We start from the raw sequence: 10,249 nt of genomic DNA, 5'->3' as shown, positions 1-10,249 counted from the left end.
ATGTTTTTACAAACTTTATCCGGACTTTTATAATTTTTAAATCTTATCTTAAAAACCAAAACAAAAAATTACTGGGTAAAAAACCTTATTCAACTCTGTAATTTGGTGCTTCCTGGGTTATAATAACATTATGAACATGGCTTTCTCTTAAACCAGCAGGGCTTATTCTGACAAACCTTGATCTTTCTCTTACCTCTTCAATTGTTCTTGCTCCTATATATCCCATCCCTGCTTTTACACCGCCTACAAGCTGAAGAACATTTTCAGAGATTGTTCCTTTGTATGGAACCCTTCCAACTATACCTTCTGGAACAAGACCTTCATCAGACTGCTTATCTCCAAGATAATATCTGTCCTTGCTTCCAGATTTCATTGCTTCAATTGAGCCCATGCCTCTGTATGCTTTGTATGTTCTCCCCTGGTATAAAATTGTGTCTCCAGGACTTTCCTCTGTACCGGCAAGAAGCCCTCCAAGCATTACACAATGTGCCCCTGCTCCTAAAGCCTTGATTATATCTCCTGAATATTTGATACCTCCGTCAGCTATAAGAGGAACTCCTGTTTTATTGGAGACTGACTTACAATTCATTATGGCTGTCAGCTGAGGAACACCAACTCCTGCAACAATTCTTGTGGTGCATATTGAACCTGGACCAATCCCTACTTTAATTGCATCAACTCCGGCTTCTACAAGAGCTTCTGCGCCTTTTCCAGTTGCAACATTTCCTGCAATAACCTGAAGGGAAGGAAAAGCCGCCTTGATATTTTTTATTGAATCAAGAACGTTTTGGGAATGTCCGTGGGAAGTGTCTATACATAAAACATCGATTCCTGCATTAACAAGGGCTTCAGTTCTTTCCATCATATCAGGACCAACACCTACAGCAGCTCCAACCCTTAATCTTCCCATTTCATCCTTACAGGCAAAAGGATATTTTCTTATTTTTTCAATATCTTTTATAGTTATCATTCCTGTAAGGGTGCCTGTTGAGTCTACAACTAAAAGCTTTTCAATTCTATGTTCATGAAGTTTTGCCTTGGATTCTTCAAGGGTGATTCCTTCTTTTACTGTAACAAGATTTTCCTTGGTCATCACTTCACTTATGGACTTTGAAAAGTCTTGCTCAAACCTCAAATCCCTGTTTGTTACAATACCAACAAGCTTTTTGCCGTCTACCACAGGAACACCTGAAATTCTATATGTTGACATAAGCTGAAGAACCTCAGAAACAGGCTTGTCTGGAGAAATTGTCACAGGATCTACAATCATTCCGCTTTCAGATTTTTTTACCTTGTCAACCTCAATCGCCTGTTGTTCAGGGGTCATGTTTCTGTGTATTATACCGATTCCGCCAACTCTTGCCATGCTGATGGCTGCATCCGACTCTGTAACTGTATCCATTGCAGCACTTATAATCGGCACATTGAGCTTGATTTCCCGAGTAAGCTGTGTTCTTGTATCACAGTCTGAGGGAAGAACATCAGAATAATTCGGGACAAGCAAGACATCATCAAATGAATAGGCTAATTCCGGCGGGATATTTGTCATTATTGACCTCCAAAGATTCGTTTATTATAAACGTTTGAATATAAACAAAAAATTATTTAGTTTATTTATTTAAAGTTGGACTATCTACTAACAAAACTGAAAAATTTTGGCAATCTAAAAAAAACCAATCTTATTGCCAATTTACAACAAGGGCTAAAAAGGGTATTTTATCAAAACTGAACTCCAAGAATTATTGGTTTTACAAAAATACATTTACATAAGCCTTAAGGACAAATTAAAAAAATGATACTGAAAATTTACCCCGAAAATCCACAAAAACGGCTCATTAACAAAATCTGCTCCTGCCTTAAAGACGGAGGGGTGATAATTTATCCAACAGACACATATTACGGAATAGGCTGTGATATTAAAAACAAAAAAGCCATTGCAAGGGTTAATTTAATTAAAAAAAGAACAAAAAAAACACCTTTCAGCTTTATCTGTTCAGACTTAAACCATATAAGTGAATATGCAAAAGTTTCAAACATTTCATACAGGGTACTAAGAAGACTTCTCCCTGGCCCTTATACATTTATTCTTGAAGGTTCCAAGCAAGTACCGAAAATGATGCTTACCAAAAGAAAAACAGCAGGTATAAGAGTGCCTGACAATACAATATGCACAAAAATTGTAAGAATGCTTGAAAACCCTATAATTTCCACAACTGCTTCTGATGAAAAAGGAATACCTTTTGAAACTTTTGCAGAAATGTCCGATTACTACGAAAAACTTGTAGACATAATAATTGATGGGGGAAATGTTCCAAACGGCCCCTCAAGTGTTATCTCTCTTATCAATGATCAACCTGAAATTTTAAGAAAAGGAATTGGGCCTATTGAAGAATTTGAATAACCCCATTCAAAGATTAAAGCTTAATCTTAATTTTCTTATTTTTTTACCTTTATATAAAACAAAGTTTTAATTGCTGATAAATTACTATTTAAGACTGAAAGTGCTTGTATTTTCAAAAACAACCTCGGTAAACCTGGAAATTGACTCGTTTAAAATCTCCTTTAAAAATGAAAACTTTGCTTTTGGAGGATATACAAGATTATAGTCATTGTTTTTTATTCCTGCCTCTTTTGCAGTATAATCTAAGGCAGATTCAAAATTTCCTGTCATATCCGCAAGTCCGTATAAAACAGCGTCAGCTCCTGAAATAATTCTTCCATCAGCATATTTCATAAGTTTTTCTTTATCCATATTTCTGCCTAAGGCAACATCTTCTACGAATTTAAGGTGAATTTTATCAATAAAATTTTGAAGAAACTCTTTTTCTTCTTCTCTTAAGCTGCGGGTTGGAGATCCTGTATCCTTAAATTTTCCACTTTTTATAACCACAGGAGATATTCCTATTTTATCCAGCACTTCTTGAATATTGGTGTATTCCATTATTACACCTATACTTCCTGTGATTGTACCCGGATTTGTTATTATTTTATCAGCTGCAGATGCAATATAATATCCTCCTGAAGCAGCAACGCTTCCAAGGGAGGCGATTACCTTTTTTTTCTCTGAAAGTCTTTTCACTGATTCATAAATTTCCTGGGAAGGGGCAACTCCGCCTCCGGGAGAATTAATTCTTAATAAAACCGCCTCAATATCTTTTCTTTCCCTAAAATTTTTAAGATTTTTTAATACAGATTCAGACTCAAAAATTATTCCGCTTATTTCGATAACGCCTATATTGTGTTTACCTGTTTTTTTGGAAGTAAGTTTGGATGCTCCCGAAATAAGGGAAATAATTATGGATGCTGAACATATTATTAAAGTAAAGGTCAAAAGAAAAAAAAGATAGGGATGTCTTCTTGAAAACATTTATAAATCTCCTTAAAAAAAACGGATACCTTAGAAGCTAAAGTACCCGTATATTAATTTTAATCATTCAAAGATTAGAAGACTATTTCTTGCTATTTCTTGCTTCTTCTTTTTCCTTGATTTTTTCCTCAATATTTTCCCTGAGGATTTCACCAAATGTAGAAGTAGGAACATCTTCAATCTTTTTGATATAATCCTTTAGAATAGCTTCATCATCATCCATTCCAAGGCGCTTGACTGAAAGACCTATTCTTCTTTCCTCAGTATTGACATTCATTACTTTAGCTTCAAGCTCTGAGCCTGTTTCATATTCTTTGGAAAGATCTTTTTTCTCATTTTCAACTTCAGAAATATGAACAAGACCTTCAACCCCTTCTTCAAGCTCAACAAAAATACCAAAATCAGTGATATTTGTTATTTTACCGCTGATCTTTGAACCCACTTTATAGGTCTCAGGAGCACTTTCCCACGGATCAGGCTGGGTCTGCTTGATTCCCAGTGAGAATCTTTCATTTTCCTTGTCAATATCAAGAACAACTGCCTGAACAGTATCACCTTTTTTGTATACTTCGCCAGGATGCTTGATTCTTTTTGTCCAGGAAATATCAGATATATGGACAAGTCCGTCAATATCGTCTTCAATTCCTATGAAAAGACCAAAGTCTGTAATGTTTTTGATTTTGCCTTCAATGATTGTTCCAACAGGATACTTGTCACTGATAAGATCCCAGGGGTTTGGCTCAACCTGCTTCATTCCAAGTGAAATTCTGCGGCTTTCCGGCTTAAGGTCAAGAACAATAGCCTCAACTTCTTCACCAACTGAAACCATTTTAGAAGGATGCTTTACTTTTTTTGTCCATGACATTTCTGAAACATGGATAAGACCTTCAATTCCTTCTTCAAGTTCTACAAAAGCACCGTAATCTGTAAGACTTACAACCCTTCCATTAACTTTGCTTTCTACAGGATAATGTTCTGCAGCAGTTTCCCATGGATCAGGGGTAAGTTGCTTCATACCAAGAGAAACTCTTTCTTTCTCAAGGTCATAGGAAAGAATCTTAACTTCAATTTCATCACCAAGAGCAAAAAGCTCTGAAGGATGCTTGACTCTTCCCCAGGAAATATCTGTGATATGCAAAAGTCCGTCAACTCCGCCAAGATCGATAAAAACACCATATTCGGTGATATTCTTGACTGTACCGGGCATTACTTTTCCAACTTCTAGCTCTTCAAGAGTAGCAGCTCTTTGTTCCTGTCTCTGGGATTCAAGAATTACTCTTCTTGAAAGAACAATATTACTTCTGCGTTTATTGAATTTAAGAACCTTGAACTTGAATTTTTTGCCTACCATAACGTCCATGTTCTTGATAGGACGAAGATCAGCCTGTGAACCTGGAAGGAATGCCTGTACTCCGATGTCAACAGAAAAACCGCCTTTAACTCTGTTAATTATAATACCTTCAACAACTCCGTCCTGTTCATGAATTTCTGCAATTTCATCCCAGACTTTTTGCTTTTCGGCTTTTTCTTTGGAAAGGACAACCTCTTCTTCGTCCTCATCCCAGAATTCAATCATTACTTCGACTTTATCACCTTTTTCAACAGTAATTTCGCCGTTTTCATCTTTGAATTCCTCAGCAGGAACCACACCCTCAGATTTGTAGCCAATATCAACGACTACAGAATCCCTGCCAACTGAGATAACCTTACCGGTTACCACTTCGCCTTCTTGAAACCTGCTGAAGCTGTCTTCATACAGTTCAAGAAGCTCTTCCATTGTTTCTACTTCTTCAAATTTGTCTTGCGTTTCTAAATTGTCATTTGCCATTATTATCAATTCTCCCTGGATATATTTTATATTTTCTTTCGGCTAAGAAAACATAATCTTGTTTCTTTAACAAATCAGAATGAATACATCAAGAAAAAACAAATTAGTTTTGTATTTTCAATGAATTAGTTTAGCAATCGGTCTAAATTTATGAAATCGACGACCTTATGACTTTGAGCATTTTTTCACAGACTTGATCAAGATCAATTGAAGTAGAATCTATAACCACTGAATCAGGAGCGGGTTTCAGCGGAGAATGTTTCCTTGTCATATCCTGAAGATCACGTTTTTTAAGATCATTGTAAATAGTTTCGTAAACTGAGTTTTCATCTATTTCCTTAAGTTGAGAAAACCTTCTCCTGGCCCTGATTTCCAGATCTGCGTCAAGATAAAACTTAAATTCAGCTTCAGGAAAAACCCTTGTTCCCATATCCCTTCCTTCAAAAACACAATCGAATTCTAAGCTTATATATCTTTGGACATTTAGAAGATAGCTTCTGACTTTTTCATAGGAAGAAATTATGGATGCTCCCATGGATATTTCTTCAGTTCGGATAAATGATGAAACATCTTTGTTATCTAAAAAAACTTTTTCACCTTTTGGCCTTATCTTAGCAAAAAGATTTTCTTCTACCTTTGTTTTATCCTCAAAATCTATCATCTTGTTTTTCATGAACAAGGCAAGAGCTCTATATATGGCACCTGTATCAACATACAAAAAACCAAGCTCTTTTGAAATAGACCTGCTTATTGTAGTTTTTCCTGCCGCAGCAGGACCGTCAATGGTTATTATGTGTTTTTTCAACTAATTAAAACCTCTTTAAGGGAATTGACCAATAAAAGATTTTCGTCTTCAAGACCTATTGTCACCCTTAAATACTGGGGATAACCATAAGAACTCATGGATCTTGTAATTACTCCTTTTTGCAAAAGCTTTTCATAAACATCATCTGCTGACCTTCCAAGATCAACCAAAATAAAATTTGCATCTGTTTTAAAAGAAAGAAGTCCCATTTTTTGAAATTCTTCTGAAAGTTTTTTTCTTTCACTAAAAACAAGATTTCTTGTTTTTAAAAGAAACTCATCATCATCTAAGGCTGCCAAAGCGGCCTTTTGAGCAATAAGGCTTGTATTAAAAGGCTGTCTTATCTTATTTAAAATCCCGGAAATAAAAGGATTCATAACTCCATACCCAATTCTTAAACCAGCCAAACCATATGCCTTTGAAAAAGTTCTCATGGATACAAGATTTTCATGTTTTTCTATCAGTTCCCAAGAAAAATAAGATAACTCAGAAAACTCCATATAAGCTTCATCTGAAGCAACAATTACATTTGGGGGAATTTTATTTAAAAACTCTTCAAACTTTTCCTTTGAAATAAAGCTTCCGGTTGGATTGTTGGGATTTGTTATAAAAACAATAGCTGTATTTTCATTGCAAAGATCTGCCATTTTATCAAGATCAAGACAAAGGTTTTTCAAAGGTACCTTAACTGGAGTTCCCCCTTCTGATCTTGTGGAGATTTCATACATTAAAAATCCAGGGTCAGGCATGATAACATTTTTGGTTTCATTGACAAAAGCTTTGCACAAAAGAGCAATTATATCATCTGAACCGTTTCCTAAAACTATATTTTCAAAGGGAAGATTAAATTTTGAAGAAATTTTGGCTGAAAGTTCATATCCAGAGCTGTCAGGATATCTATTGAGTTGGAAAGCAAATTCTTTAACTGCCTTTACCGCCATTGGAGAAGGGCCAAGAGGGTTTTCATTTGAAGCAAGCTTTACTGCATTTTTAATTCCATATTCTCTTTCAAGCTCTTCAATTGGTTTTCCTGCCTTATAGGGTTTTATTTTTTTAATATATTCTGGTGGATCTATCTTCATAAAAATCTCCGGCTGATTTAAATTTATCTTTCATCTCTAATTTCATAATTTATATTTTTCAAGTCAAAATAGCTGGTTACTTTTGAAATTGTATATTCTGTAAACAAATTATCGTTTTTATAATTTTTTAAAGGGAGGATTCGTATAAGAACTGTTTTTGCTGAATGATTTTTATGTATTTTATTCAAAACATTATCTAACTCAGTAGTTTGGTTAATCACATCGTAATAAGGTCCATAAATTGTCATTTTAACTTCCCTGCCTTTTATAACAATTACCGCAGAATACTTAAGTTCCGGCTTGCCCTGGCAAGAAGCAAAAAATATCAAACAAAAAAACAATACAACCTTGGCTGGATTGAGATTATAATTAAGTTTTATTAAAAACATTTACAAAACAACTCAGCCAACAACAAAATCATCAACTATTTTAAAAAGATCTGAAATAGAAAAAGGAATGGACAAAAAAGCATCGCCACCATCTTTTTGTACTCTTTCCTTATCATTTTCAGCATCAGATGAAAAAACAAAAATCGATTTTTTATTTTTGGCTTTTATATAACCTACAATTTTTCCCGGACTCACCCCTTGATTTTTATACCTGGAAATAACAAGGTCTGGGACAATTCCGGAGCTTTGCATATATCTTATTGCTTCATCATCACTAGAAAATGACATTATCTCCCTATTGACACAAAACATCATCACATCTTTTATCAGAGAATTAACCATAGGATTGTTTTCCACAACCATGATCTTTACATTTTCCATCCGCAACTTTCTCCGTCAGGCTACCTTGAATGACAAACAGTCCAGCAAATCTTCATCCTGATTCAGTTTCAGAGCCTTTTCTATTTCCTCGATTGTATCTTCAGCGGCTTTAACCCTGAAATATCCAGTGGGATTACCTTCAGCAAAACTTTTCGCCATAAGAGCAAGGAGCTTTACTCGCTGATAAAAGTAATTATCCGGTTTGAGCCCTTTTATATATAAATCCTTTTCCCTTACATTCAAATATTGGCCGCCCCAGTCAGCTGTTTCAAAAAAAACCTGCTCAGCATTGTTCAGCACAGCTTCTTTTCTGTAACCGTCAAGAGGATAACCTTTGATAAAGGCTTTACTCATAACAATAAGGAGCTTGACTCTTTCAATAAAAAATTCTTCCCTTTTCATTCCGTTATCTGAAGATAAATACAAATTAGAGTCCTGCATAAAATTTCCCTGAAGTTTAAAATTTAATTTTGACTGGACTGGCTAAAAGAAAATTTGTTTTTTTTAGTAATTAGCAATATACAAACTATAACTACAATCATCAAGAAGAATTTGAATCAGCCCAGGTAAGAAAACCGCTGATAAAAACATTGCAAAAAAACTAAAACCCTATAAGTATATTAACCAATGTCAATTTGATTAAAATTACAAATCATAAAATCTGAGGTAGAAATTGGGAAATATAAAGTTTTATTTAAAAAAACCAAGCTTGATTTTAAGTGTTTTCTTTCTTTTCTTTGGAATTTTTTCCTTAATCAAAACCTACTCTTTGGAAAATCCGTTTTTTTTTATAATTTTATTTTTTTCTTCAAGCTTTATAATTCTTTTAAGCCTTGCAATTTTGACTGCGTCAATATTTCTTTTGAAAAAACAACCTTAAACAAAACAGGCTTTATTTTTCAGCCTACCACCAAAAACTTGTAAGATATCGAATTTCATCATTAAGATTGAAAAAAACATTCCAGGAACTCCTCCCGCTATATTCTCCAATAATTGTATCAAGAAAAAACTCACCATTTTCATCGGTTAAAGTCCAAAAAATTTCCCCTGAATTGGAGTTTTGGATAATTATTTCCCCTTGGGCAGGAAAGACTTCAATTTGGTTTTCGCACTTTTTTTTCATTCCTGTGGGTTTATATCCCAGAAGTTCTTTTTTCAAACTGTTTTCAGAAATCATATAAGATAACACCCAGTCCGCCAGTCCAAGGCCCCAGATAGGAGTTTCTATTACAATGAAAACAATTCCTCTATGCTGTTTTTGACTGACCTTATAAACAGACTCCTTTTCAAGACAATAAGGCACTCCAACAACAAAAAAACGTTTATCCCTGGTTTCAAGACTATAATCATAACTGGATTTTTCATCAACAATTGTGGTTTCACCAACAACTTCTCTTTCAACAGGAGGCCAGGCAGCTGTTGTAAAAGAAGCACATCCTGAAAAGATAAGCACAAAAACAGCCAATAATATTAAATTTACTTTCATATTCATTCCCTTATGTTTATTGGCCTGTAAAAATTGGAACCATCCCTTTTTGCTTCATAATTTCCTGCCCTGATTTAGAAAGAGCCACATCAATAAGTTCCTTTGAGGCTTCGGAAGGCCTACCCTTTGTTACAAAGGTAAAAGTCTGAAAATAATCATATTTACCACTCAAGGCTGACTTTTTATCTATATTAAGGATTTTAATTTTATCTGATTTTACAGCGGCTCCATGGGAGATAAAAGAGATGCCTCCCTCAATTGAGCCAACACCTTTGATTGTATCAACTGAAGAATAGCTCATAAAATCATAGGCAACCGGCTTCAAACCCATAAAAAGTCTTTCAAAGTTTTTGAAAGCACCTGTGTCCTTGCAGGGGATAATTTTTGTAATTTCAAAATCATCACCGCCCAGTTCTTTCCAGTTTGAAATATTGCCTGAAAAAATCTTTCTAACCTGAACTGATTTAACCGAGTCAGCAGGACAAGATTTATTGACTATTATAACAAGAGGATCTTTACAAAAAGGTATTGAAACATATCCTTTTTCCAGCATTTCAAAAGAAATGGGCAGGGTAACTGCAGCTATTTCTGAAAAGCCGTTCTCAAGCCTGTTTAAGGCAGTAGCAGAAGAAACTATTCTCAAGTCAAAAACTATTCCTCTTTTGTCTTTCAAAATTTCAAGGACATCTTTGCCAAGGGCTTCAGCTATCTGGGCAGAACAGCTAAACTTTAATTTGTTCTCGGCATAAAGATTTGATAAAAAAACTGAAAAAATAAAAAAAATCGTAAAAAAGAAAAACCGGCGAAAAGCTCTTTTGTACATTTAAAATCTCCTTCTTTTTCATTTAAATTCAGACCAAATATCTTTTTATATAAAGGCCCATCCCACGCAAATAAACAAAAATTAACCA

11 protein-coding genes are annotated in these 10,249 nt (G+C 34.7%); 1 reads left to right on the top strand and 10 read right to left on the bottom strand.

Annotated elements, in window-relative coordinates; all coding sequences use genetic code 11:
- Nucleotides 1-85: 85 nt before the first annotated feature.
- The gene (gene guaB, locus RBR53_09165; GenBank protein MDY0132827.1) at nucleotides 86-1,549 is read right to left on the bottom strand and encodes an IMP dehydrogenase; all 1,464 of its coding nucleotides are present in this window, start codon (nucleotides 1,547-1,549) and stop codon (nucleotides 86-88) included.
- 243 nt (nucleotides 1,550-1,792) lie between these two features.
- On the opposite strand from guaB, the gene RBR53_09160 reads away from it, so the two are divergent.
- Nucleotides 1,793-2,401: an L-threonylcarbamoyladenylate synthase gene (locus RBR53_09160; protein MDY0132826.1), complete on the top strand. Its 609-nt coding sequence runs from the start codon at nucleotides 1,793-1,795 to the stop codon at nucleotides 2,399-2,401.
- Nucleotides 2,402-2,485: 84 nt separating this feature from the next.
- On the opposite strand, the gene sppA is transcribed toward RBR53_09160, so the two are convergent.
- The 9 genes from sppA to RBR53_09115 form a co-directional block, all read right to left on the bottom strand.
- A complete protein-coding gene (gene sppA / locus RBR53_09155) occupies nucleotides 2,486-3,367 on the bottom strand; it encodes a signal peptide peptidase SppA (GenBank protein ID MDY0132825.1) in 882 nt (293 codons plus the stop codon).
- Between the two features lie 82 nt (nucleotides 3,368-3,449).
- Nucleotides 3,450-5,195: a 30S ribosomal protein S1 gene (locus tag RBR53_09150; protein MDY0132824.1), complete on the bottom strand. Its 1,746-nt coding sequence runs from the start codon at nucleotides 5,193-5,195 to the stop codon at nucleotides 3,450-3,452.
- 148 nt (nucleotides 5,196-5,343) lie between these two features.
- Nucleotides 5,344-6,000, bottom strand: a complete 657-nt coding sequence (gene cmk / locus RBR53_09145) for a (d)CMP kinase (GenBank protein MDY0132823.1) — start codon at nucleotides 5,998-6,000, stop codon at nucleotides 5,344-5,346.
- On the bottom strand, nucleotides 5,997-7,082 hold the full coding sequence (gene hisC, locus RBR53_09140; GenBank protein ID MDY0132822.1) for a histidinol-phosphate transaminase: 1,086 nt from the start codon (nucleotides 7,080-7,082) through the stop codon (nucleotides 5,997-5,999). The genes cmk and hisC overlap by 4 nt, the downstream gene beginning before the upstream one ends.
- A gap of 23 nt (nucleotides 7,083-7,105) precedes the next feature.
- Nucleotides 7,106-7,330, bottom strand: a complete 225-nt coding sequence (locus RBR53_09135) for a hypothetical protein (protein MDY0132821.1) — start codon at nucleotides 7,328-7,330, stop codon at nucleotides 7,106-7,108.
- Nucleotides 7,331-7,483: 153 nt separating this feature from the next.
- Nucleotides 7,484-7,852: a response regulator gene (locus RBR53_09130; protein ID MDY0132820.1), complete on the bottom strand. Its 369-nt coding sequence runs from the start codon at nucleotides 7,850-7,852 to the stop codon at nucleotides 7,484-7,486.
- Between the two features lie 15 nt (nucleotides 7,853-7,867).
- Nucleotides 7,868-8,293, bottom strand: a complete 426-nt coding sequence (locus RBR53_09125) for a hypothetical protein (GenBank protein MDY0132819.1) — start codon at nucleotides 8,291-8,293, stop codon at nucleotides 7,868-7,870.
- Nucleotides 8,294-8,756: 463 nt separating this feature from the next.
- Nucleotides 8,757-9,338, bottom strand: a complete 582-nt coding sequence (locus tag RBR53_09120; protein MDY0132818.1) for a hypothetical protein — start codon at nucleotides 9,336-9,338, stop codon at nucleotides 8,757-8,759.
- 16 nt (nucleotides 9,339-9,354) lie between these two features.
- Entirely contained in the window at nucleotides 9,355-10,161 is an 807-nt protein-coding gene (locus tag RBR53_09115) for a substrate-binding domain-containing protein (protein ID MDY0132817.1), read from the bottom strand.
- Nucleotides 10,162-10,249: the final 88 nt, after the last annotated feature.

The sequence above is a fragment of the Desulforegulaceae bacterium genome (genome assembly GCA_034006035.1).
Taxonomy (GTDB): domain Bacteria; phylum Desulfobacterota; class Desulfobacteria; order Desulfobacterales; family JACKCP01; genus JACKCP01.
Note: the sequence above shows the minus strand (reverse complement) of the source record. Positions and strands in the feature narration are given on the sequence as shown.